General features: G+C 38.8%; 25 protein-coding genes. 9 read left to right on the top strand and 16 right to left on the bottom strand.

The features are described from left to right. Positions 1-244 precede the first annotated feature (244 nt). Positions 245-1,108: an RNA polymerase sigma factor RpoH gene (gene rpoH / locus I6E82_RS15400; RefSeq protein ID WP_007582838.1), complete on the top strand. Its 864-nt coding sequence runs from the start codon at positions 245-247 to the stop codon at positions 1,106-1,108. A gap of 344 nt (positions 1,109-1,452) precedes the next feature. Here rpoH and I6E82_RS15395 read toward each other — a convergent pair whose 3' ends face one another. The 4 genes from I6E82_RS15395 to gpmM are packed head-to-tail and all read right to left on the bottom strand — an operon-like array spanning position 1,453 to position 6,251. Further along, positions 1,453-2,214: a divergent polysaccharide deacetylase family protein gene (locus I6E82_RS15395; protein WP_180961376.1), complete on the bottom strand. Its 762-nt coding sequence runs from the start codon at positions 2,212-2,214 to the stop codon at positions 1,453-1,455. 49 nt (positions 2,215-2,263) lie between these two features. Then, positions 2,264-3,529 carry a S41 family peptidase gene (locus I6E82_RS15390; RefSeq protein WP_197118246.1) on the bottom strand — a complete coding sequence of 422 codons (1,266 nt, stop codon included), beginning with the start codon at positions 3,527-3,529 and terminating at the stop codon, positions 2,264-2,266. Between the two features lie 34 nt (positions 3,530-3,563). Further along, positions 3,564-4,703: a murein hydrolase activator EnvC family protein gene (locus tag I6E82_RS15385; protein ID WP_024606965.1), complete on the bottom strand. Its 1,140-nt coding sequence runs from the start codon at positions 4,701-4,703 to the stop codon at positions 3,564-3,566. Positions 4,704-4,706: 3 nt separating this feature from the next. Beyond that, complete coding sequence (gpmM, locus tag I6E82_RS15380; RefSeq protein WP_165722455.1) at positions 4,707-6,251, bottom strand: 2,3-bisphosphoglycerate-independent phosphoglycerate mutase; 1,545 nt, start codon at positions 6,249-6,251, stop codon at positions 4,707-4,709. Between the two features lie 603 nt (positions 6,252-6,854). On the opposite strand from gpmM, the gene I6E82_RS15375 reads away from it, so the two are divergent. Genes I6E82_RS15375 through gpsA form a run of 4 tightly spaced genes read left to right on the top strand, consistent with a single transcriptional unit; the run spans position 6,855 to position 9,106 of the window. Continuing rightward, positions 6,855-7,286 carry a rhodanese-like domain-containing protein gene (locus I6E82_RS15375; protein ID WP_002957784.1) on the top strand — a complete coding sequence of 144 codons (432 nt, stop codon included), beginning with the start codon at positions 6,855-6,857 and terminating at the stop codon, positions 7,284-7,286. Between the two features lie 31 nt (positions 7,287-7,317). Next, the gene (gene grxC / locus I6E82_RS15370) at positions 7,318-7,575 is read left to right on the top strand and encodes a glutaredoxin 3 (RefSeq protein ID WP_002957783.1); all 258 of its coding nucleotides are present in this window, start codon (positions 7,318-7,320) and stop codon (positions 7,573-7,575) included. A gap of 34 nt (positions 7,576-7,609) precedes the next feature. Continuing rightward, on the top strand, positions 7,610-8,095 hold the full coding sequence (gene secB / locus I6E82_RS15365; protein WP_007582825.1) for a protein-export chaperone SecB: 486 nt from the start codon (positions 7,610-7,612) through the stop codon (positions 8,093-8,095). Positions 8,096-8,098: 3 nt separating this feature from the next. Further along, positions 8,099-9,106: an NAD(P)H-dependent glycerol-3-phosphate dehydrogenase gene (gpsA, locus tag I6E82_RS15360; RefSeq protein ID WP_007582822.1), complete on the top strand. Its 1,008-nt coding sequence runs from the start codon at positions 8,099-8,101 to the stop codon at positions 9,104-9,106. Between the two features lie 69 nt (positions 9,107-9,175). Here the strand turns inward: gpsA and trmL are convergent, their stop codons facing one another. After that, positions 9,176-9,640, bottom strand: a complete 465-nt coding sequence (gene trmL / locus I6E82_RS15355; protein ID WP_197118245.1) for a tRNA (uridine(34)/cytosine(34)/5-carboxymethylaminomethyluridine(34)-2'-O)-methyltransferase TrmL — start codon at positions 9,638-9,640, stop codon at positions 9,176-9,178. Between the two features lie 161 nt (positions 9,641-9,801). On the opposite strand from trmL, the gene I6E82_RS15350 reads away from it, so the two are divergent. Then, complete coding sequence (locus I6E82_RS15350; RefSeq protein WP_101217109.1) at positions 9,802-10,668, top strand: cation diffusion facilitator family transporter; 867 nt, start codon at positions 9,802-9,804, stop codon at positions 10,666-10,668. Here I6E82_RS15350 and I6E82_RS15345 read toward each other — a convergent pair. Genes I6E82_RS15345 through I6E82_RS15335 form a run of 3 tightly spaced genes read right to left on the bottom strand, consistent with a single transcriptional unit; the run spans position 10,628 to position 13,661 of the window. Beyond that, a complete protein-coding gene (locus I6E82_RS15345) occupies positions 10,628-11,575 on the bottom strand; it encodes an alpha/beta fold hydrolase (RefSeq protein ID WP_007586153.1) in 948 nt (315 codons plus the stop codon). The two genes, I6E82_RS15350 and I6E82_RS15345, sit on opposite strands and share 41 nt — an antisense overlap. A gap of 3 nt (positions 11,576-11,578) precedes the next feature. Beyond that, positions 11,579-12,994, bottom strand: coding sequence for an ATP-binding protein (locus I6E82_RS15340; protein WP_024590618.1), 1,416 nt, complete (start codon positions 12,992-12,994; stop codon positions 11,579-11,581). Then, entirely contained in the window at positions 12,972-13,661 is a 690-nt protein-coding gene (locus tag I6E82_RS15335; protein ID WP_007586150.1) for a response regulator, read from the bottom strand. Before I6E82_RS15335 ends, I6E82_RS15340 begins: the two co-directional genes overlap by 23 nt. Positions 13,662-13,826: 165 nt before the next feature. Between I6E82_RS15335 and I6E82_RS15330 the strand changes: the two genes are divergently transcribed. Then, on the top strand, positions 13,827-14,315 hold the full coding sequence (locus tag I6E82_RS15330) for a periplasmic heavy metal sensor (protein ID WP_197118244.1): 489 nt from the start codon (positions 13,827-13,829) through the stop codon (positions 14,313-14,315). 71 nt (positions 14,316-14,386) lie between these two features. Here the strand turns inward: I6E82_RS15330 and yacG are convergent, their stop codons facing one another. The 8 genes from yacG to nadC form a co-directional block, all read right to left on the bottom strand. After that, on the bottom strand, positions 14,387-14,617 hold the full coding sequence (gene yacG, locus I6E82_RS15325; RefSeq protein WP_007586146.1) for a DNA gyrase inhibitor YacG: 231 nt from the start codon (positions 14,615-14,617) through the stop codon (positions 14,387-14,389). Between the two features lie 114 nt (positions 14,618-14,731). Next, positions 14,732-16,408, bottom strand: a complete 1,677-nt coding sequence (pilB, locus tag I6E82_RS15320; protein ID WP_197118243.1) for a type IV-A pilus assembly ATPase PilB — start codon at positions 16,406-16,408, stop codon at positions 14,732-14,734. Between the two features lie 126 nt (positions 16,409-16,534). After that, positions 16,535-17,176 carry a dephospho-CoA kinase gene (gene coaE, locus I6E82_RS15315; protein WP_197118242.1) on the bottom strand — a complete coding sequence of 214 codons (642 nt, stop codon included), beginning with the start codon at positions 17,174-17,176 and terminating at the stop codon, positions 16,535-16,537. Position 17,177: 1 nt separating this feature from the next. Then, positions 17,178-18,071: a prepilin peptidase gene (locus I6E82_RS15310; protein ID WP_197118241.1), complete on the bottom strand. Its 894-nt coding sequence runs from the start codon at positions 18,069-18,071 to the stop codon at positions 17,178-17,180. A 163-nt stretch (positions 18,072-18,234) separates the two neighbouring features. Continuing rightward, positions 18,235-19,464: a type II secretion system F family protein gene (locus I6E82_RS15305; protein WP_197118240.1), complete on the bottom strand. Its 1,230-nt coding sequence runs from the start codon at positions 19,462-19,464 to the stop codon at positions 18,235-18,237. Between the two features lie 87 nt (positions 19,465-19,551). Continuing rightward, positions 19,552-20,895, bottom strand: a complete 1,344-nt coding sequence (locus I6E82_RS15300) for an O-antigen ligase family protein (RefSeq protein WP_197118239.1) — start codon at positions 20,893-20,895, stop codon at positions 19,552-19,554. Positions 20,896-20,958: 63 nt separating this feature from the next. Next, a complete protein-coding gene (locus I6E82_RS15295; RefSeq protein WP_182715889.1) occupies positions 20,959-21,396 on the bottom strand; it encodes a pilin in 438 nt (145 codons plus the stop codon). Positions 21,397-21,879: 483 nt separating this feature from the next. Further along, the gene (gene nadC, locus I6E82_RS15290) at positions 21,880-22,731 is read right to left on the bottom strand and encodes a carboxylating nicotinate-nucleotide diphosphorylase (protein ID WP_197118238.1); all 852 of its coding nucleotides are present in this window, start codon (positions 22,729-22,731) and stop codon (positions 21,880-21,882) included. Between the two features lie 421 nt (positions 22,732-23,152). Here nadC and ampD point away from each other — a divergent pair, with 421 nt between their 5' ends. Together ampD and ampE are read left to right on the top strand one after the other, a co-directional pair. Beyond that, a complete protein-coding gene (gene ampD / locus I6E82_RS15285; RefSeq protein ID WP_197118237.1) occupies positions 23,153-23,707 on the top strand; it encodes a 1,6-anhydro-N-acetylmuramyl-L-alanine amidase AmpD in 555 nt (184 codons plus the stop codon). A gap of 13 nt (positions 23,708-23,720) precedes the next feature. After that, positions 23,721-24,572: a beta-lactamase regulator AmpE gene (gene ampE / locus I6E82_RS15280; RefSeq protein ID WP_007586130.1), complete on the top strand. Its 852-nt coding sequence runs from the start codon at positions 23,721-23,723 to the stop codon at positions 24,570-24,572. The last annotated feature ends 146 nt before the right edge of the window (positions 24,573-24,718 follow it).

Below are 24,718 nucleotides of genomic sequence, written 5' to 3'. Positions count from 1 at the left end.
CTGTTATTAAAATTGTCATATTTATGTACTATCCTCCCATGAAGTAATGAGTTGTAAATAAGGTGATGCAGCGAGGTTAACCTGCTGCAGCCCCTCAATTCATCACTTATTCAGTCGCTTGTAGTAGACTAAACACATACTAAAAACTGCTTGATTTATACTTTAAAAAAGTTTTAAATTGGGGTTAGCACTCTTAAAGAAAGAGTGCTAAGATAGTTTCAAATGTTTATCACCGAGGTGAAAAATGAGTAAAGATTTATACGCAATGGCACTTACAGTCGGACAACAAAGCGCAAGCATGGACGGTTACCTTCAAGCGGTAAGCACTATTCCTATGCTTAAAGTTGAACAAGAGCAAGAACTTGCTAAAAAACTTCAGGAAGAAGGCGATCTTAGTGCTGCCAAGCAACTCATTATGTCGCATTTACGCTTTGTAGCGCATATTGCTAAAGGCTACTCGGGATACGGCTTACCACAAGCTGACCTTATTCAAGAAGGTAATATAGGCCTGATGAAAGCGGTTAAGCGTTTCGACCCTACTGTGGGTGTACGTTTAGTATCGTTTGCAGTGCATTGGATTAAAGCCGAAATTCACGAGTTTGTGCTTAAAAATTGGCGCATAGTTAAAGTTGCAACCACTAAAGCGCAACGTAAATTGTTTTTTAATCTTCGTAAAAATAAAAAGCGTTTAGGTTGGTTTAATCAAGCTGAGGTTAGTACCGTTGCTAGCGAGCTAGGTGTGAGTGAAAAAGAAGTACGTGAAATGGAATCGCGCATGAGCGGCCAAGACATGGGCTTTGACCTAACGGGCGACGATAACGACGACGCACCAACAAGTACGTACTCTCCAGTACAATATTTAACAGATGGCGCAGCTGATTTAGCTGACGACGTTGAACAAGAGCAGTGGAAAGAGCAAGCGCATACTCGTTTATTTAGCGCACTTAAAACACTAGACGAACGTTCACAAGATATTGTTAGCGCACGTTGGTTGTCGGATGATAAGGCGACTCTTCAAGAGCTTGCACAAAAGTACAGTGTATCTGCTGAACGTGTTCGCCAGCTTGAAAAAACAGCGATGAAAAAATTACAAAGCGCTATGAGCTAAACACAGTTCAAGCTGCAAAATTTAAAAAGCCCTGCATGAAAATGCGGGGCTTTTTGCTTTCGCGTAGGTTGGCTTGAGAGAAGCGAAACCCAACGATAAAATATCCAATTAAGTAATACCGATACTCTGCATATTGAATGGTTATACCAATCCGCAATAATACTTAATCATTTTGCGGGGCTAAACGTGTCGCTACCTGCGTTAAAAAATTCTCATTTAGAACAACTAAATAGCGAATTTTTTGCCTAGCTATCAACACGTTTTTCCGCCCTCAAAATAGACCACTTAATTAAGCGAATTGGTATTAGTTTATCATTCGGATATAGCATTATTTAAAGCTTATATCATCTAGCACTAATCCCTTTCCCCTCAGCCTGCGCTAACTGAATGTATTTACGCTCAACCAGCTGCGAAACCGGCACGAGCTCAAAACCTTGCTTAGTTAGCTCGGGTAAGGCATGGCGTAAAAATTCGATTGTTTCTGGGTAGGGATGAGCAATTGCAATAGCGGAATTATGAGTGATGGCTAGTTGTTTTAATTCTTCAAGCCTTAGCTGCAGTTGTTCTGGTGTAGTTATATTGTCTAAGAACACTTGGCGACTAATATTGGCAACACCTAAAAAGTTAGCAGCATTTTGTGCTTGGCTTAAATCGGTTGTGCGGCTATCTAAAAAATATAAATGGCGCTTTTTAAGCACTTCCATTGTCCACTTCATAGCTTGGCTTTTTTGCGTAAGCGCTGAGCCCATGTGGTTATTAACGCCTTTAACTTGCGGTAAACTAGCGAGAGCGGTTCCTAGAGTTTGCTGAAGCTGCTCTTTATTCATATTTAAAGTAAGCGCGCCAGGTCCGAGTTCTTTACCGTTAAGTGCCTGCATAGGTACATGAAGTAATAACTCTTTATTTGATTGACTAGCAAGCGTTGCAAAAATTTGCGAATAAGGGGTGTGGGGCAAAATTGAATACGACAATTGCCCTGGTAAGGAAAGGAACTCTAAGTCCCGTTGATGATAGCCTATATCGTCTATCACTATTGCTATTTGTTTAGCGCTAATTGTTGCTGAGCTAAAACAAATAGCTAATATTAGCCATTTTATTATTTTCACGTTTATAGTTTTTATTATCTTTTTAGCTTTGTTTAACAGCTTATACAAGTTACTGCATGCTGAGTAATTGTTTTGCTTTAACTAACTGTAAGTCGGCTAAGTTACCAGTAAGTAATTGCGCGTTACTGTTAGTGTGTTCATTTTTTATTATAACGGCTTTATTACTTTGTGAAAGGTTTGTTTGATTAACCGCCACATCTGGGGTTATTCCTATTCCATCAATCGATTTACCTAGCGGCGTAAAGTATTTAGCTGTGGTGAGCTTTAATGCAGTGTTGCCGTCACCTAGAGGAATGAGCGATTGTACAGAACCCTTCCCAAAAGATTGACTGCCAACAACGGTTGCTCGTTTATTATCTTTAAGTGCTGCTGCAAGTATTTCGGCTGCAGAGGCTGAATTTTCATTTATAAGCACAACAATGGGGGCATTTTTTAGAATGTCTCCACGCTTTGCATAAAATGCTTGGTTGGCATCGTAAAAACGTCCTTTAGTAGTCACTATAGTGCCACTTTGTAAAAATAGGTCTGATACCGCTACTGCGCTTTGTAATGTACCCCCTGGGTTATCACGTAAATCAATTACTAAGCCTTTAAGTGGGTAACCAAAGTGGCTTTGCAGGGCAGCAACTTGCAGAGCAACCTCATGTAATGTGTGGTTAGAGAAGTTATTGATAGCTATATAACCAGTACCAAAATCTAGAAGTTCGCTTGTTACGCTTTCGAGGTTTATTTGGCGGCGTGCTACATGAAACGTGAGTGGGTTTTTATTGTTATCACGACTTATAATTAGCTCTATATTTGAAAATTTACTGTCTCTTATTAGTGTTGCTACTTCATCGATTGTACGGTTTTGGGCTGCTTGGTTGTTTACACTGACAATAATATCACCTTGCAAAATACCCGCTGCTTTTGCGGGGGAGTTATTAACCACATTAACAATCGTCATATTCTCGTCGATATTTTTAACCTCAATACCAATACCTGTATAGCGCCCGTTTGTGTTATCAAATAATGAGGTTAGTTCGTGCTCATTTAAGTACTTAGAGTAAGAGTCGAGCTTTGAATATAAACGCTCAAACTGTTGGCTATTATATTTAATGTGGTGGCTATTTTTTAAGGTGAGATCTTCAACATAGTAGGTATGGATGTTAAAGAGTATTTCGTCTATTTGTTGTCTTTTAAGATCTTTAATCGAGCTTGCTAGTACGTTACTAGAAAAAGCGATTAAGGTTAGTAATACAAGTAAATACAGACTTATATAAAAGCCTGTATTTTTTTGAACAATGGTAATTACTGCAGTTTTTTTAGTTGTCATCAGCTGCTCCAGAGCGGTGCAGCGATTTATTTAATTAAATGCGTTTGCACCATTTTACAGGATTTACTGCGCGTCCTTTGTGGCGTATTTCAAAGTATAGACCAGAACTAGCTTGTCCGCCGCTTTGGCCAACTAAAGCAAGGGTTTCGCCTTCGCGTACCATGTCGCCTACATCTCTTAGCAGTGTTTGGGCATGACCATATAGGCTCATAAAACCTTCACCATGGTCTACAACAATTACCCAACCATAGCCCTTTAGCCAATCGGCAAATACAACTTGGCCGTTATGTACGCTATTAATATTAGTGCCTTCTTTTGCACCAATTAATACGCCTTTCCAATCAATACCACCATGTTTACGTTGGCCGAATGTGTGCTCTAACTTGCCTTTGCTCGGCCAGTCTAATTTGCCTTTGTTTTTATTTAGGCCCAGTAATTCAATTTTCTGTGTTTTTTCTTTTTCGAGTTCTTCAATTGTTGCTACTAAAGTTTGTTGGTTTTCTTTTAAATAGTTTATTGAACTTTTGGTGCTGTTGAGCTGAGCTTGTAAATTTTTAAGATTAGCTTGGCGTTCACTTTGTGCATTAAGCAATGCAGTTTGACGTCTTTTTTGCTCATCAAATAAAAGCGCTAGTTTTTCTTGTGTTTTAACAAGCTCTTCTTGGTTTTGTACTATTTGCTGTTGAAGGTCTTTTAAATCTTCAATTTGTTCAATACGGGCTTTATTTAAGTAGTTGTAATAACTAAGTGTGCGCTCAAATTTTGCAGTGTCTTCTTGATTTAACAGCATTTTAGAGTAGTCGTCGCCACCGGCCATATAGGCGCTTTTAAGTTGCGCGGCTAAAATTTTCTGAAATTGAGTGTGCTTTTTATCGAGCTCATCGGCTTTATTTTGTAGCTCTTTTTGCTGTGTTTTAGTTTCTTTTACTGATTGTTCTGCCATGTTAAGTGCTTTAGCATTTTTAGCTATATCGAGTTCATGGCTTTTTAGGTTTTTTTGTAGTGACGCTATTTTTTTTCTTTGGGCGTTATACTCAGCTTGGCTTTGCTCAAGTGCATTTTGAACTTCTGATAAGTCTTTTTTAGTACGATCTTCATTAGCAACTGCAGATGCAGTCACTAATGAAGTTAGTATTAAACCGCACTTAATTAACCGGTTAATACGTCTATTCATGTGTTATTTCAACATCATGATAGGCGTACCAGTCATTTCGTTTGGTTGCTCCATGCCCATTAAGTGAAGCATTGTAGGGGCTACATCACTTAATGCTTTACCTTGCATAGGCTCTGCATCGCGACCAACATAAATAAAATGTACTGGTTCACTAGTGTGAGCTGTATGCGCTTGGCCTGTTTTAAGATCAGCCATTTGCTCAGCATTACCATGATCGGCTGTTATTAGTGCTTCACCACCAAACTCTTCAAGTGCATCAACAACACGTCCGATACAGCTATCTACAGCTTCACAAGCTTTAACAGCAGCTTCAAATACACCAGAGTGACCAACCATATCGCCGTTAGGGTAGTTACAAATAATAGCATCGTATTTACCGCTTTTAATTGCTGCTACTAGTTTGTCGGTTAGCATTTCTGAGTTCATTTCAGGTTGTAAGTCGTAGGTTGCAACTTGCGGCGAAGGAATTAGCTCGCGTGTTTCGCCTTTAAATTCACTTTCGCGCCCGCCACTAAAGAAAAACGTAACGTGTGCGTACTTTTCGGTTTCTGAAATGCGAAGCTGTGTTTTGTTATTTTTTTCAAACCACTCACCAAGTACGTTTACTAACGGTGTTGAACCAAAGGCAATAGGTGCATCTATATCGGCTGCATACTCTGTCATCATTACAAATGCACTAAGCTCTGGCGTTCTTTTTCTTGCGAATCCATCAAAATCAGGCTCAACAAAAGCGCGAGTAATTTCGCGGGCTCTATCTGCTCTAAAGTTGGCAAAAATTAGAGTGTCGCCATCGTTTATTGAAGCAGGAGCGGCGCCTGTTGGTGTAATGGTTGTAGCGGCCACAAATTCGTCGTTTTCGTCGCGTTCGTACGCTGCATTAAGTGCCTCTACGCCGTTATCAAAATTAAAGTCACCTTCAGCTAATGCAATTACGTTGTAAGCTTTTTCTACGCGGTTCCAACGGTTGTCTCTGTCCATTGCGTAGTAGCGGCCAATAAGTGACGCCAAACGACCGCATTTAAGTTCGCTAAATAACGCTTCAATACGTTCGATTGACGCTTTAGCACTACGTGGAGGTGTATCGCGGCCATCTAAAAAGCCATGAAAGTAAACTTCTTTAGCGCCACGTTTTGCAGCAAGTTTTATGCTAGCAACTATGTGGTCTTCATGGCTATGCACACCACCTGGGCTTAAAAGACCCATTATGTGAACTGCTTTTCCTGCACTTACCGCTTTATCTATGTTTTCAACTAAGGCTGGGGTTGAATCAAATTCGCCATCGTTAATTGCTTTAGTGATACGGGTGAAATCTTGATAAACAATGCGACCAGCACCTAAGTTCACATGGCCAACTTCTGAGTTACCCATTTGACCATCAGGAAGACCAACATCTAAACCCGAAGCTGATATTAATGTGTGTGGCCGTGTGGCCCATAAATTGTCTAATACCGGTGTGTTAGCTGCAAGAATAGCATTACTTTGCGTATCTTCGCGGTATCCCCAACCGTCTAAAATCATTAATACCAGTGGTTTTTTATGCTCTGTCATAATAGCTCCTGAAAATTAGTATCTGTTGATGGATACTGTGCACCTAAAAGGTTTATTAGCGTGGTTTTAGCATACCGTGTTTTTAAGCTAGGATCAGCATTGAAAACAAGATATTAAATTTTTTCACTTATACCTCATTGACTAACCTGAACTCTGCTTGAGATAGATTTATTATCAAGAGTTCTTGTTAACTATATATGGGGGGCTTTATCGTTTTTTAAACGTCTCTAAGTGCTCCTAAACTCGCATTTTAGGTTGGTTTGGGTATACTTGCGTGGCTAAAGTACAAAATCCTTAAAATATTAGGGCGTGTTGCACTTTGGTGGTTGAATTTGCAGCAGTATGTTTGGTTTTTAGGCAAGGCAGAGCCTATGAAGTGTGGTTACTCCCCATAAATAGGCGATAACGTAGCATAAATACCAAACATACGCTGCCCGTTGGGTTCTTTCTAGGGACTATTACCTCTTTGTTGCTCGGTTTTTACTTAGCCCACTAGGTTACAAATCTCGCGCCGCGATTTAATCGCCCCTAGATTGAACAAATTTCAATCTACAAAGGCCAACACGCCCTAGGTTTAAAACATAATTTCATAGTGGAAGTAGAATGGATCAATATATTGAATTTATTACAAATCATCCCATTTTAAGCCTTGCTTGGGTTGGTATTGTTTTCCTTATTGTTAGTGGCTGGATAAAGAGTAAGCTTTCAGCTGTTCGTCAAATAAATCCTCAGCAGCTTACGTTACTTATTAACCGTGATGACGGTCAAGTAATCGATATACGTGCGCAAAAAGAGTTTAATGCAGGGCGTATTTCTGGTGCTGAGCACTTAAGCCCAGAGAATGCGAAAAAATCTGACTTTTCAAGCCTTGAAAAGTACAAGACTAAACCCATTATAGTTGTATGTACTACAGGTATGACTGCCCAAGGTACTGCAGCCGCTATGAGTAAAGCTGGTTTTGAACGAGTTTACTTATTAGCAGGTGGCATGGGTGCGTGGCAATCTGCCAGCTTACCAACTACAACAGGTCGCTAATCAGTTTAGCTAGGCCGATAGAGGATTTATTATGAGTAATGTTGTTTTATACACCAAGGCGTATTGTCCATTTTGTCAGCGTGCTCTTTCGCTTTTAAACAGCAAAGGCGTTGAATACACAAATTATGATATTGGTGTACAGCCTGAGCTACGCGATGAAATGATTGCCAAAGCAGGTGGTGCAAGCACAGTACCGCAAATTTTTATTAATGATGAACATATCGGTGGCTGCGACGACATGATGGCTATTGAAGCGCAAGGTAAACTTGACGCTAAGCTAAACGCTTAATTTAATTATAATAACGAACAAGTTAGGAATAACAATGAACGAAGAAAATCAAAACGTAGCAGCTGCACAAGACGGCGCACAATTTACTATTCAACGTATTTACACTAAAGATGTATCGTTTGAAACGCCAAACTCTCCGGCCATTTTTCAAAAAGAATGGACGCCAGAAGTTAAGCTAGACCTAGATACACGCTCTAATAAACTAGACGAAGGTGTATTTGAAGTTGTTTTAGCGCTGACTGTAACCGCTTCTCTTGGTGAAGAAACTGCGTTCTTATGTGAAATTCAACAAGCAGGTATTTTTACTATTGCTGAAGTTGAAGAAGTGCAACTTGCGCACATGCTAGGTGCATTTTGTCCTAACGTGTTGTTCCCATATGCACGTGAAGCTGTTTCAAACCTTGTTAACCGTGGTACTTTCCCACAGCTTAACCTTGCGCCAGTTAATTTTGATGCGTTATTTGCACAATACATGCAACAACGTACTGCGCAAGCTGACCAGGCTTCAGCAGACGCATAACTTATGAGTACAGCAACTACAGCTGTTACTGTATTAGGGGCGGGGTCTTACGGCACCGCCCTTGCTATTTGTTTAGCCCGAAATGGTCACCACGTGACACTTTGGGGAAGAAATAGCGACGACGTTGCCACGCTTGCAGCTGAGCGGAAAAATCAACGTTACTTACCTGATGCTCCTTTTCCAGATACTCTTACTCTTGAAGCTAACTTACAACATGCCGTTGCTAGCAGCGCTATTGTACTTGTTGTTGTGCCAAGCCATGCTTTTGGCGACACACTTGCGCAGATTAAACCTGCATTGCAAGACGGTGCTAAAGTAGCGTGGGCAACTAAAGGGCTTGAGCCTAATACTGGACGTTTGTTACAAGAAGTAGCTTTGCAAGAATTAGGTGATGATATTCCACTTGCGGTACTGTCGGGTCCTACGTTTGCAAAAGAAATGGCGATGGGCTCACCTACAGCTATTTCAGTGTCTTCTACGTCGCCTGAATTTGCTCAGCAGCTCGCTGATTTACTTCATTGTGGTCGCTCATTCCGTGTGTATAACAATGATGATTTTATTGGTATACAGCTCGGTGGTGCGGTTAAGAATGTAATTGCCATTGGTGCCGGTATTTCGGACGGTGTTGGTTTTGGCGCTAATGCGCGTACCGCACTTATCACCCGAGGCCTTGCAGAGCTTACTCGTTTAGGTTGCGCTCTTGGTGCTAAGCCAGAAACCTTTATGGGGATGGCAGGCCTTGGCGATTTAATACTAACGTGTACAGATAACCAATCACGTAATCGTCGATTTGGTTTAGCGTTAGGTAAAGGCGAAAGCGTTGATGCTGCTATTGAATCAATTGGTCAAGTAGTTGAAGGCTTTAGAAATACCAAAGAAGTGTATTTATTAGCGCAGCGTAGCGGTGTAGAAATGCCGATTACCGAGCAAATTTATAAAGTGCTTTATGAAAATAAAGATATGAAAGAAGCTGCAATGGCGCTATTAGGCCGAGAGCAACGTTCTGAATAATTTTATAAGCGTTTATAAAACTAAAAAACCGACGTTATGTCGGTTTTTTGTTGTTTAGCTCAAAGCTATTTACTGCGCGTTAGGAAAACCCAACTGGCGCCACGACTCGTAAACAAACACGGCTACTGCGTTTGATAAGTTCATGCTGCGGCTATTAGCTTGCATAGGAATACGCACACGCTGCTCTTTTGGTAATGCTTGAATCATATCATCAGGTAGGCCGCGGGTTTCAGGTCCAAATACTAAGCAGTCGCCGGCTTCGTATTTAGCTTCATGATGGAATTGGCTACCTTTGGTTGTACATGCATATATTTTTTTTGGTTTACATTTTTCAAGGTAATCTTCAAATGAGGCATGGCGTTGAACATGACTAAATTCATGATAATCAAGTCCTGCACGTTTCACGCGCTTATCGTCCCACTCAAAACCTAACGGCTCAATTAAATGTAATGCATAGCCGGTATTGGCACATAGGCGAATAATATTACCAGTGTTAGGCGGTATTTCAGGTTGGTATAAAACAATATCCAGCATAATGAGCCTTATAAAATAATCTGTAGTTTGACGAAGGGCAGTATACACGAAACCTTTTAAAAAAATGATATACTCACACTATTGAGTACTCCTAATTATCGGATTAAAACGTGCATAACCGTAGCTACGAATTTTGGGTTAAAACTTCAAGCATTGTTACCATGGTAATGGTTAGTTTAATGATTGGCGCAAAAACATGGGCGTGGCTTGCTTCGGGCTCTGCCTCAATGCTTGGCTCGTTAACTGATTCGTTAATGGATATAACAGCCACTGCTATGAGCTTTTTAGTTTTGGGTTACGCACTGCGCCCAGCAGATGATGACCATAGGTTTGGGCACGGTAAAGCTGAAGCACTTGCTGGACTTGGGCAAGCCGCGTTTATTGCAGGCTCAGGTTGCCTACTTGCTTTTCATGGTATTGAGCGTTTATTTAATCCTATACAGTTAAGCCATTCTTTATTAGGTGTGTGGGTAAGTATTTTTGCTATTGCGTGTACGCTCGTCATTGTATTTGTGCAAAATAAAGTAGTTAAATACACCGATTCAATTGCTATAAAAGCCGACTCAGTACATTACAAAGGTGATTTAATATTAAATGCCGCTGTGCTATTAGCTATTTTGTTAGCTTATTATGGTGTGTTGTATGCCGATCCTGTTTTTGCGATAGGTGTAGCGGGTTACTTACTTTATAACAGCTGGGATATTGCTCGCGATAGTGCCGATCATTTAATGGATAAAGAACTGCCAGATGATGAAAAGCAAAGCATATTTGATATAGCCAGAGCCCATGCTGATGTACATGGTGTACATGATATTCGTACGCGCCAAGGCGGAAAAGTTAAGTTTATCCAAATGCACTTAGAGCTTGATGATCATTTAAGTTTGATTCGCGCACATAATGTGGCTGATGAAGTAGAGGCAATGCTTAAAGAACGCTTTGAGTCTGAGGTAGATATACTGATCCACCTCGACCCTTTGTCGGTACTTGTTAAGCCGTCACCGACTCACAAAACTGATACAAGCTCTTAAGCAATGGCTGGCGTATTTCATCACGTTCAAAAAACAGCTCGTGTTTAGCGCCTTCAAAGCTTTTAAGTACAGTGTTTACGTGCCTGTTTGCTAATTTATATTGGGCATTGTTATCAACCACTTCGTCGTTTTGCGCACTGGCAATATAAAGTGGAATAGTCACGCTTAAGTTATCCACAGAAGTTATAAATGCAAACGTCGCATTTAGCCAGCCGTAAGTAACACCGCCGAGCTGTAGTAATGGCTCTTCTTGATATGTTTGCCTAAATAGCTCGTAACGCACTGGGCTGCTGGTTAATACATTTGTAGCAAACTCATCGGGTATGTAATCGGTTTGCCCTAGTGCGTAATTGTCTTTTTGACCCAAAAGGGTTGCAGTACTTGCTATTAATTTAGCTAAAGGCTTTGGTGTATTTTTTGTATAAATATCAAGCATAGGCGCTGATAAAAACGCGCCACTAAAATTGTGTTCGAAATGCGCAAGATAGTCAAATGCTATGGCGCCGCCCATTGAATGACTCACTAACACCTTTTTACCTTGCCAATGAGTATCCACTATTTGTGTATTAAATAAGTTTAGGTCTGCGCTGTAATCTTTAAATTGATTAACATGGCCTTTGTGCTTATTTAGTAGGTGGCGATAAGAGCGGCCTTGTCCTTGGTGATCGGCTATGAATATGGCAAAATTATTGTTATACAGCTCCCATAACAACTCTTTATATTTATCTAACCCTTCAAGGCGCCCAGAGCTTATTACAATGGCATTTTTGGCTTTATCTGGTATGGCATAAGCATAAAATAATTGCCCGTTAGGTGTATCTAAATAAGCTTTAATTAGCGTGTTTTTATAAAAGTTATTAATTGTTATTTGATTACTCTTAAGCTCACGCTCACTACTATAAAACATGCTTTACTCTTTTATTAATGGCAAGGTTATATTAGCACACAAGCCACCTAGTTCTTTATTTGATAATACTAAACTGCCGCCATGCGCAGTAATAGCATTTTTAGCAATCGCAAGACCTAAACCCGTGCCACCACTTACGCGATCCCGCGCATCTGACTGTCTAAAAAAGGGCTCGCAAAGCTTGCTCAGTTGATCATCTGGCACACCAGAGCCATCGTCACATATTTCTATATAAATGGCATCAGCATGCTTTAGAGTAATGCTAATTGTATTATTTGCGTATTTAATAGCGTTGCGTAATAGGTTTTCAAGCGCACTGGCAATAAGGCCTTCGTCGCAATTAATGTTTACGTCTACAGCGCCCACTATATTTAGCTGCTTATTATTTTGTTTTGCTTCAAACTGCGCATCGTTAATAACGTGATCTACAATTATTTGTAATGATTGTTTTTGCAGTGAAAGCGCTTGGCTTTTTGCTTCTAAGCGAGAAACTTGCAGCACGTCGGCAATCATTTTATCGAGTTGGTTAGCTTCTTTTTCTATGCGTAATAAATACGATTGGCTAGCGTCGTTAGCTTGCATTTGTGCAAGCCCGGTAGCCATTTTTAAACGTGTAAGAGGCGATCGTAACTCATGTGATATGTCGGCTAATAAGCGTTTTTGTGAGCTGATTAAAAGCTCTAACTGATTAGCCATGCTGTTAAAATCTCGCCCTAGTATTCCTAGCTCATCTTTTCGGTTTACAGAAATGTCGGCTCTTGCGCTTAGGTTACCCGCTGATAGTTTAATTGCCGCTTTTTTAAGGCTATTTATAGGGGCTATTAAGTTCCGGCTAAATACAAAGCTTAAAATAAGAGAGGCAACAATTGCGATGACTATTTTCATCCAATTAGGCATAAGCTTAAAGCGCATTATTAGCGGTGGTTGATGATTAATATCTATTTCATAAAGATAAAAACTCCCTTCAGGCACGTTTATATTAACAGGGCCGAAGGCTTGATATTTTTCAGTGAAAATAATTTGCGGTGACATATTTTGAGTGAAGTTTAATAAACTTAAATCGATGCTCTCTGGCACCTCTTTACTACTAAGAGAGTCCTCGCTTTGAGCTGCGCTTAAGTATAAAAGTTTACGCTTTGATAGGCGAGGGTGTACTAATACTTCACTTAGGCTGCGCTTATGTTTAATGGCAGTACGCTCAATACTTTTGGCGGTATATATTAGGTTTTTTTTCATTGGGCCATAAAGTGGCTCGTTAGATACTGCATTAATAGCGGTTATATTACTTAAAAATATAAGCGCTGCTACGGTGCCGATTATAGTTAACCAAAACCAAATAAATACTTTAAAAAACAGGTAGTGCCCAGGATGTTTTAACCAAGCAAAGTAAGTGCTTTTATTCGCCTTGGATAAAGACATAACCCGTACCTCGCATTGTTTTAATTCGCTCACCTGGAATATGCTCAGCTATTTTTTTACGGATATTACTTACATGCATATCGATAGAGCGATCAAAAGAAGCTAAGCGCCTGCCTAGCACTTCTTCGCTAATTTGCTCTTTACTAACAACTTCGCCTGCATTTTTACACAATAGCGTGAGTATTTCGTACTCTGTACCGGTAAGGGTTAGTGTAGAGCCGTCGATTGAGGCCTCTCGCGCTGCAAGGTTAACAGTAATACCATTAACGAGTAACTTACTCGTGGTAGCTGCATTTAAGCTATTAATGTGCTCAATACGGCGTGTTATTGCTTTTACGCGGGCTAGTAATTCACGATGATTAAAAGGCTTTGGTATGTAATCGTCAGCGCCTAGCTCTAAACCAAAAATACGGTCAAAGTCTTCACCTTTTGCAGTAAGCATTATTACCGGTGTGAGTTTTGTTTGCCTAAGCTGTTTAAGCACTTCAAAACCATCAAGCGTTGGTAACATTACATCTAGCAATATAAGGGCGTAGTCATTTGCTTGTGCTAGTTTAAGGCCCTGCTCACCGTCGTGTACGCTTTGTATTTCAAACCCTTGGGCAGTTAAATACTCACTTAATAGCTCACAAAGGCCAGTGTCGTCATCAATCATTAATAGTTTCATTTACAAACCCTTAGAGTTGTTTATAGCGTTATTTTACCCGCTAAATAGTGCAAAGGTGAATCTTTACACAACCTTTACACTGCTTTGCGTTACTTTGCATTGAGTTAGGTATAGTTAACTCACTGGCTTAGCAGCCACAACCAACCCAATATTAAGGTAATGATTATGACTAAATTAAACACACTTTCAAAATTAGTACTTATCTGTGGCTTAGCAACAGCAACGCTTGGTGCTGGTAGCGTATTAGCTAAAGGCGACGGACATAAACAAGGCCATTCTCAAGCTCGCTTTTTACTTTCTGAGCGCGGCGTTGAAAAATTAAGCTTAACAGATGAGCAGCAAACTAAGCTAAAGGCTATTTTTGAAGCGCAAAAAGCACAAATGAAAGCGTTGCGTGGCGACGATAAAGAAGCCCGTAAAGCGATGCGTGAAGCGCACAAAGCTAAAATGGATGCGTTACTTTCGGCGGCAACATTTGACGAAAATGCAGCAAAAGAGCTATTAAATGAACGTCATGAAAAAGGTGAGCAATTTGGTTTAATTAAACTAAAAACGCAGCACCAAGTAATGCAAGTACTTAACGCTGAGCAAAAAGAGAAATTTGCTAAAATGCAAAAGCGTATGAATAAAAAGCACAGTAAACAAAAAAGTTAATTATACTTTTTGTAAATACTAAAAAACCAGCTTAATGCTGGTTTTCGTATTTAGGGCATAATGAAGATAAATTACTTAAAAAAGTCATCTTCATTTTTAGCCAGCATAGCTTCAATATCTTCAATCATGTCTTGGCTAAACTCTTCAGCCGAGGTGATTGGTGCAGAAATTCTGTTATTTTCAAACGACCATTCACCTAAATCAATTAGCTGACAGCGTTTTGAGCAAAAAGGACGAAATGGGCTTTGCTCTGACCATTCAACTTTAGTTTTACAGGTTGGGCAGTTTACAATAGTAGGCATAATTTACTCTTTACAATCTTTTTCTGCATTTTACATTACTTAGATATGAGTCTCTAGGTATAAGTAAGGCTCTGAATTTAGTGTTCAGAACCTTATAACTTTTACTATGGACCTTTAAAAATTAGTCACGCGATTAATTTCACCAAGGGATGTAAGGCCATCGGCTGCTTTGCGTAAACCTGATAAACGTAAATTATTAAATCCGGCTTTAAGTGAAACGTCAGCTATTTCAAGCGAGTTACCACCGCGCATAATAATTTGGGCAATTTCAGGGGTAATTTGCATTACTTCGTAAATACCCACTCGGCCTTTATAACCATCGGTACAGCTATCACACCCTTTAGGCGTATATAACGTCATTTCTTCAATTTGCTTGGCGCTAAATCCTTGGCGAGCCAGTTCTTCACTCGGAAGTTGTTCTGGCGTTTTACATTTAGGGCACAAACGACGTGCTAAACGCTGGGCTATAATTAAGCTGATCGAACTTGCTACGTTATAAGCCGGCACACCCATATTTAATAAACGGGTGATTGTTTCTGGTGCTGAGTTTGTATGCAATGTTGATAAAACCAAGTGACCTGTTTGCGCCGCTTTTATTGATATTTCTGCGGTTTCTAGGTCACGTATTTCACCTACCATAACTACATCAGGATCTTGACGTAAAAAAGCACGCAGTGCATTGGCAAAAGTCATATCGGCTTTAATATTAATTTGTACTTGGTTTACACCTTCAAGGTTAATCTCAACCGGATCCTCCGCAGTACTAATATTGCGCTCTGGCTGGTTTAATATATTTAAACCTGTGTATAGCGATACTGTTTTACCAGAACCCGTTGGCCCTGTTACTAGTATCATCCCTTGAGGCTGGGCAAGTGCATCCATATAGAGCTTTTTCTGCTCAGGCTCGTAACCTAATACATCAATGCCTAACATAGCGCTTGATGAATCAAGGATACGCATTACTATTTTTTCGCCCCACAAGGTAGGCATAGTACTTACACGAAAGTCGATACTTTTGCGTTCAGTGATTTTTAGTTTTATACGACCATCTTGTGGTTTGCGTTTTTCGGCAATATCGAGTCGCGACATTACTTTAATACGTGCAGAAAGCTTGGTTGCTAATGTATTAGGTGGGCTTGCCACTTCATGCAAAATGCCATCAATACGAAAGCGAATACGGTACTTGTGCTCGTATGGCTCAAAATGTAAATCAGAGGCGCCTTTTTTAATGGCATCCATTAAAATTTTGTTGATATATACGATGATAGGCGCATCATCTTTGTCGTCATCTTGTGGTGCTGTATCTCTTTGGCTTTCTGAGTCTAAATCAGCAAATTCTTGAAACTCGTCATCAGTTAGATTTAAGCTGCCAGTGGCATCTAGCAATTGCTCAATTTTGTTATCGAGTTGAATATAATCAACAACAACAATTTCGCATGAAAGACCGGTACTAAACTCAAAGTTTTCGAATGCACCGTAATCTGTTGGGTCTGATGCTGCGATATAAACTTTTCGATCTTTTTGAACAAGCGGTAAAATGTGATGTTTACGTATGAGTTTTTCTTTTACGAGATCGGCTGGGATTCTTGTAGGATCAAAATCTTTTAAATCAAAATAAGGTACGCGAAACAAATCAATACATTGTTCAGCTAAATCTTTACTATCGATTTTTCCACATTTAGAAATAAGCTCAGCTGTTGAGGCAAATTCATTTTGTTTGTTTTTAACCGTGTCGGCATCAATGCGGCCAAGGGTTATAAATTTTCTCAATAACGGTGAGTTAATATTCATTGCGCACCTGTTTTATTCCTTCAATAGTAAGCAATTTATCAGAAAAAAGAAGGTGATTACATCACCTTTCATTCTTTGTTGTGATTTTACTAACTAAAATACGAGTTTGTGTGAGTTAGGACAGTGTTAATGTGAGTTAGTTTTGTTGTGTAATGCATATTGTAGGTACTTTTTATGCAGATCAACAAGTTCTATATGCACTAGGTTTAAGCTGCGGTCATTATTTAAAATATCATCCGCTTTTTGCTGTTTATCGGCACGTGACATTTGCGAGGTAATAATACTTTTAACTTGCTCACTACTTGTGTTGTCACGTTTTGTTGTACGCGCTATTTGTACAGAGGTTGGTACGTCAATAAGTAAGGTATGGTCGCAATATTTATCAAGGTTGTTTTCAAACAATAAAGGCGCTACTAAAACAACATAAGGGCTAGTTGCATTGTTTAAATCGGTTAGTATTTTTATCCGTATAAGAGGGTGCAGTAACGCATTAAGCCATTCTTTGTCATTGTTGTTAGTAAATATTTTTGCACGCAGCTCTGCTCTATTTAATGTGCCATCAGGCAATAAAATATGTTCACCAAAGTGTTGGGTAATCGCTTTTAGCCCTGTGCTATTTGGGAGTACTACTTCGCGCGCAATTATATCGGCATCAACTATTGTAATACCAAGTTCTTCAAACATGTTACTGATGGCCGTTTTACCACAGCCAATACCGCCTGTTAAACCTAATACCCAGCTGTTTACTTTAGTTATTTGTTCACTCATTTTAATAACCAATTAAATTAAAATAAGCGCCTTGAATTTGGTTGCCCCAAAGCATTGTAATCCAGCCAGCTATCGCTAAATAAGGCCCAAAAGGGATAGGGGTTGCTTTGTCTTTACCTTGTATGCTCAACAGCGCAATACCTATAATGGCACCTACTACGCTCGAAAGCAGAATAATAGTAAGTAATGATTGCCAGCCAAGTAATGCCCCAAATACAGCGAGTAGTTTAAAATCGCCATAGCCCATGCCTTCTTTACCGGTTAGTAACTTAAATAGCCAAAACACACTCCATAAGCTTAAATAGCCACAAGCCGCGCCAATAATGGCATCGGTTGGTGTAATTGTGTAACCCATTACAGAGGCAATAAGTGCAAGCCATACTAGCGGAAGTGTAAGTTGATCTGGCAGCAGCATGTGGTCAATATCAATAAAGGTCAGTGCTACTAAAATCCACGTTACAAAAATATATAATAAAGCTTGCTCGGTCGCACCAAAGCTATAGGCAACAATTAAACTTAATAGGGCAGTAATTAGCTCTACAGCAGGATAACGGGCCGAAATAGGGTTACTGCAACTTGCGCATTTACCTTTGAGTGCTAACCAACTAATAATAGGAATATTCTGCCAAGGCTTTATGGCTGTTTTACATTTAGGGCAGGTAGAGTTAGGTTTGACTAAGTTAAAAGGCTCATTAATATTGGCTTGTTTAGATTTATTCCCTGTAAGTTCATCTTCTAGCAGTAGTCTGCATTCGCTTTGCCACTCACGCTGCATCATCAACGGTAAGCGATAAATAACCACATTTAAAAAACTACCAATACATAAACTAATTAAGCCAACGGTGGTTAAATAAAACCACAACTGGCTTTGCATTACTTCAATAATACTTTGCATCATATTACCTGAAAATTATTTTAAAAATTAAGCGTTTAAAAATTAAGTGAAGTATTTATCACAAAGAGAAGTGAAAGAGAGTAAATGAGAAGACATTAATAGCTATACCTAAACAAAAAGGTAAGCTTCTCTTTTATTTCCTGTAAATTGTTATTTTTGGTAATTAAATAACAGAGCCAAGTTGGAAAATAGGTAAATACATCGCAATAATCAAGCCACCAACAAGTACACCTAGTACGGCCATAATAAGTGGCTCAAGTAGGCTTGAAAGACCATCAACTGCATCATCTACTTCTTGCTCATAAATAGTCGCTACTTTAGCAAGCATACCGTCTAGTGAGCCAGACTCCTCACCAATCGCGACCATTTGTATTACCATATCAGGAAATATTTTTGAGTTACGCATTGCCCAATTCATCTGATTACCAGAGCTAACCTCTGTTTTTATATCTAAAATAGCATATCGGTATACTGCATTGCCGGAAGCTCCTGCAGCAGAATCAAGTGCATCAACCAGCGGCACACCAGCAGCAAATGTAGTCGAAAGAGTTCGTGCATAGCGAGCAACAGCTGCTTTATTTAAAATCATGCCAATAACAGGCAGTTTTAGTATTGCTCTGTCAGTTGCATCTCTTAGTTTTAAACTTCTTAATTTAGCTTCTTTAAACGCGTATCCAAAAGCAAACATTCCAATAAGAATTATCCACCAATACGCTTGCATAAAGTCTGATATGCCAATAACAAATAAAGTGAATGGAGGAAGCTCAGCACCAAAGCCTGCGAATATTTCTTGAAACTGCGGCACTACAAATATTAATAGTATTGAGGTTACAATGCCGGCGATTACTAATACTGAAATAGGATAAAACATCGCTTTTTTAATCTTTGACTTTAATGCTTCAGACTTTTCTTTATAAATAGCAACACGATCAAATATTCTATCAAGCGCACCTGATTGTTCGCCCGATGCTACTAGATCACAATATAAATCATCAAAATAGCGAGGGTGTTTTCTAAGTGCTGTAGATAATGGCTGCCCCGCTTTTACTTCATCAGCAATAGTCTCCATTAGTTTCCTGATGCTTTTATTAGTCGAACCAGTGCCAATCATTTCTATAGACTGTATTAATGGTACGCCGGCTAATAACATTGTTGCAATTTGGCGAGTAACTAGTGCGATATCCTTTGGCGTTATTTTTTGAACACTTTGAATACCGAACAACGGTTTTGCTTTACGCTTCACTTTTGAGGGAGTGATACCTTGCTTGCGAAGCTGAGCCTTTACTAATGCAATACTATTACCTGTAAGCTCGCCTTCAAGTTTCTTCCCTCGTGCACTTACACCGACCCACTGAAAAGTATCGAGGCCTTTATCTTGTTGTTTTTTTGCCATTAAGAGTACCCAGCTGAATTTGGTTTAAAACTTCATTATTATAAGCATAACTTAAACTAATGATTCTTGGTAGAAAAGTTGGGTGCTTTAAAATCGTTGCCCAACGGACCAAAACCTAGGTCCGTAAATATAGCCCTTATCTGGGTCAATATTATTATAAATACTTATCGCTTTTTGTAGGTAAAGGTACCATGCAAAAATAAATAAAATGGCTATTAAAGCTTTTAAGTACTTATTTATGGGAATGCTTTGGTTGCTTTTTTTATTAATTCTTCCAAGTAGCAATCCCCACATTATAAATAAGAGTGTTTGTGAAACCGGCATTACATGCACGCCAGAAAATAGTGAGTATGTAATTCCTATAGCAAAAGAATAAAAGAGACTTTCAGTAATGATATCTTTTTTATGACATTTCAAATGTATTATAGCTTTTTTAACGGTTGTACAAACAACTGTTAAAATACATATAAGAGCGATAAGACCCCATTCATTTAAAATTTCAATTAACGAATTATGAGGATGGCTAAAAGGAGCTGAGCTGCCAAGTGACATTTCAAACACTCCAGGACCATTGCCTATAAATAAATGCTTTAAAGATAGGCTTAAAATAGTATTAAACCATAAATCAATACGGCCCGAGGTGGATGTGCGTAGTATTTCGGCCCCCCCTTTATTTAATGAGTCCAGAGCATAAAAAGCAATGCAACTTAATATAAAGCAGGCTAATCCAAGAAGTACTTGTTTTTTTAATGTAGTTTTTAAAGCAAGAGCAAAAATGGAGAAAGCTAAAAATGAGAGTAAAGCCCCACGAGCTTGCCCAATAAATATAAGTAATAAGTTTAAAAACAAAATAATAAATACAACACGCTGAATGCTTTTAAACTTTAGGAGTAGCACCAAAAATGGAAGTATAAACACCTGTACTTGGTTAAAAAAACGAATGTTAATAAAACCGGAGTAGATTATGTAGGGGTTTAAGGGCTGTTGTTCAGATAGCGTAAAAATTATATTAAGTAGGCATATTAAAATGAGGCTTGTATGAGTTATCAGTAATGCATAAATAATAAATAAAATAGATTTTTTATTATTTATAGTACTTACATAACACATAGTTAAAATAAGTAGACTTGTATGAAATGTGTAAAGCAAGCTAAAACTTTGCTCCGCACTCATTAATGCAGATAAGCAACCAAAAAAAATAAAAATCAAGTATAACACACTGCTTTTTTTATTTAGTGAAAGCTTAAAAGTAGGTTTTTTATTACTTAAAAAAGTAGTAAGTGTTATAAGGCTTAGGCTAAGTAAGAAAGCCATTTGAATGATGCGTTGGTGGTTATGGTAATCGTAGGAAAATATGGGTATTAAAGGTATTAGCGTACACAGAAAAAACAAGCTGATGAGTGATGGTTTTATTATATTTACTATATTCATGAATGCTGATTCTTACGCATTAAAAAAGCGCCAAACTAGGCGCTTTTAGTAATCAAAAAATGATTAAGATTGTGGACAGCTTTTAGGAGCTAAGTCTTTGTCAGCTGCAGCAATACCTGTAGTTGAACATGTCCATGCACCAGTAGCAGCTCTAGCCCAAGTCAACTTAGCATTGGTAATCTGTGATGGTGCGTTAGCAATAGAACAAACAATAGTACCTGCGCCTGCAGACATTGAGGCTGTGATAGTACAGTTTTGAGTAGATGCATTTTTAATTGCTTTGATATCAGCAACTGTTGAAACTGTTTCTCCATTATTCGCTAAAATTTCCATTTCAGTTTTTGCACCTGAAATTTCAGCTAAGCCGGCAGTTAATTTAGATGTTGCTTGGTAGTTTGAGTATGCAGGCAATGCAATTGCAGCAAGAATACCTATGATTGCTACTACAATCATTAATTCAATTAGGGTGAAACCCTGTTGTTTTTGAGTCATTGTTTTCATGTTTCCTCTCCTAAAGGATAGATTTTTGTAACTTAAATCACTTAAGCGGCAAAATGCCTCACTTAATTTAACTGATTTACTTTACAGTTTTACTTAAAATTAATTTTATTACACTTTAGCTTTAGAGTATGAAACACAAAAGCCGTATGTGAATTCATTATGTTTAGTACTAACTATAAAAGTTTACTAAGTGCACTACATGTTGCAGCAACAAATAGTATAGGCATAAAGTAAGTAGTTTAGTTGCTTTAGTTTTTAATTATGTCTTTAAAAACTAAAGGTACTAGTTATTTATGACTACCTTTTTAAATAAAATAGTACAACAGAATTAGTCTACCATTTTATTTTAGTATTTAGCACGTATCTTCTTATAAAAAAGCGATTTTATTTAACAAAATGTTACAAAGTAAGCCTTTCGGGTTATTTAATGCTTTTTTACTTAACTTGTCAATCGATTAGCGGTATTAATTGGCAGTTGTTGCTTTAAAATTGTTCAAAACGCATCGATAAATCGATTGATTGTAAGTTTTTTGTTAACGCTCCGCTTGATATAAAATCGACACCGGCTTGTGAATAAGTTTTAAGCGTTTCTAGGGTCATATTGCCTGAAACCTCTAGTTTTGCGCGTTTGTTGGTTAAAATTACAGCTTGCTTAATTTGCTCTACGCTAAAGTTGTCGAGCATGATTATGTCGGCACCAGCCTCAATCGCTTGCTTAAGTTCAGGGAGTGATTCTACTTCGACTTCGACAGGTTTGTTTGGGTGGTTTTGTTTAGCTTGAGCTACGGCTTTGTTTATTGTGCCACAAGCCGCTATGTGATTTTCTTTAATTAAAAAAGCGTCAAATAACCCAATACGATGGTTTGCACCCCCGCCACATTTTACTGCGTATTTTTGAAGAGCGCGCAGACCAGGTATGGTTTTGCGTGTATCGAGTAGTTGCGTAGTTGTACCACTTAACTCTTTTACGTAATGCGCTGTAGTAGTTGCAGTGCCTGATAACGTTTGCACAAAGTTAAGGGCAGTTCGTTCGGCAGTTAATATTGAACGAGCCGAGCCAATAGCGGTAAATAATGTGCTGTTTGCTTTAACTGCGTCGCCGTCGTTTATTAGTACATTAACCTTAACGCTTGGGTCTACTTGTTTGAATACTTCAAGGATGATGTCTTTTCCGCAAAAAATGCAGTCTTCGCGAGTGATTACTTTGGCGTTGGCTTGCTCGCTCTGAGGGATAAGCTGCGCGGTAATATCTCCGTCTTGAGCTGTTTGGTAATTTAGATCTTCGTCGAGTGCAAGAGTGACAAGTTGGCTAACTAAAGAGTGCGGGATAGACATAATAAAAGCTCATAAGCGTTAATAAATTAAGCAAATTTTACTATGTTTATAAAAGAAAGAGAAGCGATTGCCTTTTCGCCAATATAAAGATAAGCGCTTGTAGTAAATTCGCACCTACGTGTGGGTTTAAATTATCTGTAGGTGAGGTTTTATACCTCGTTTTTAATTTCAAAAGTTACGTTACATGAGCGGATGTAAATTCGCACCTACGTGTGGTTTTGAATTATCTGTAGGTGAGGTTTTATACCTCGCTTTTAATTTCAACAGTTACGTTATATGAGCGGATGTAAATTCGTATCTACGTATGGGTTTGAATTATTTGTAGGTGAGGTTTTATACCTCGCTTGTTACTATCATTTTTTTAATAAATCCATTAGCATCAGTGCTATGTATATCTTGATATTTATATAATAAACGTATCATGAAAATAGATTTAGACGGTGTTTTAAGTACGGTAGCACAGCGGCCTTGTTCGCATTTTGATGAGCGCCCTGATGAGGCTGATATTTCTTTATTGGTTATTCACAATATATCATTGCCAGCAGGGCAGTTTGGTACACCTTTCGTTGATGAGTTATTTATGGGTAGCATTGATTGCAATGCTCATCCGAGTTTTAGTGACTTAAAGAATTTACGTGTATCGGCCCATTGCTTTATAAAGCGCACCGGTGAGGCTATACAATACGTACCTTTTGAAAAGCGTGCTTGGCATGCAGGCCAATCTGAGTATGAGGACGCGCCTGCGTGTAATAACTTTAGTATTGGTATTGAACTTGAAGGTACCGACACCGCACCATATTCTTTAGAACAGTACAAAACATTAACTATAATTAGTAAATCTATAATGCAACGCTATCCAAAAATTACCCCTTCGCGTATTGTTGGGCATTGCGATATTGCTCCAGGGCGTAAAACCGATCCTGGTAGTAGCTTTAATTGGCCATTGTTTTTTAATATGCTTGAACAGCTAAGTTAAGAGAGTTATTCCCATGATTTTAGTTTCTATAATAATTGCATTAATACTAGAGCGCTTAGGGGCTCGGTCTAATTACTGGCAGATAAGTTATTACGCAAATGGTTATTTAAATCGCTCTAATAAATTACTTGGTGATAAGGGCTTATTTAGCTCAGCACCGGGCTTTTTAATTTGGCTTTTACTTCCAGTGATTGCGATGGCACTAATTTATTGTTTATCTGATTTTGTTTTGTGGCAGTTGGGCATTAATATCGCGGTGCTTTTGGTTTGCTTTGGTTGTGCTAAGCAGCGTGCTTTATATAAGTCGTATTTAAATGCGTTAACGCGAGATGACGGTACTGCTGCATCTTTATATGCGTTGCAAATAGGTCAAAAGCGTACTGATGATCAAGATGGTGGCGAAACCTTTGGGCAAACATTGGCGTGGGTAAACTTTAGATTTTACTGTGCGGTTATTTTTTGGTTCGTTGTTTTAGGCGCGCCAGGTGCGGTTTTATATGCACTGGTACGTACTTTAGCTGATTTAGTACGAGAAGATCATAAAGTAATATTTGCTAAGCGTTTTAAACTTATACATAAATTATTGTTTTGGCTCGACTGGTTACCTGCACGTATTACCAGCTTTGGTTATTTAGTAATAGGTAACTTTAATAAAGGCACAAGCTGTTGGCTACGTTACGTACTTAACTTTAAATCTCCAAACCGAGAAGTAGTAACATGTACTGCGCTGGCTGCAGAGCAAGTTGAAAAGCGTTATTACGGCTGTACCTACGAGGCCACTTGTATGATTAAGCTTGTTAAGCGCAATGTATTATTTTACTTAGTACTTATAGCACTACTTACATTATTTGGTGGACTATCGTAGTCGCGATTTTATATCGCGCATTGTGTTTTCGGTTGGGAGATTAGTTGCCAAATGTCGCGGGGTAAACCCGCTGCTACGATATTGCGTAGTCGCGATTTTATATCGCGCATTGTGTTTTTCGGTTGGGAGATTAGTTGCCAAATGTC

The sequence above is a fragment of the Pseudoalteromonas sp. NZS11 genome, from assembly GCF_015864765.1.
Lineage (GTDB): Bacteria > Pseudomonadota > Gammaproteobacteria > Enterobacterales > Alteromonadaceae > Pseudoalteromonas > Pseudoalteromonas arctica.
This window is presented reverse-complemented; position numbering and strand designations above follow the sequence as displayed.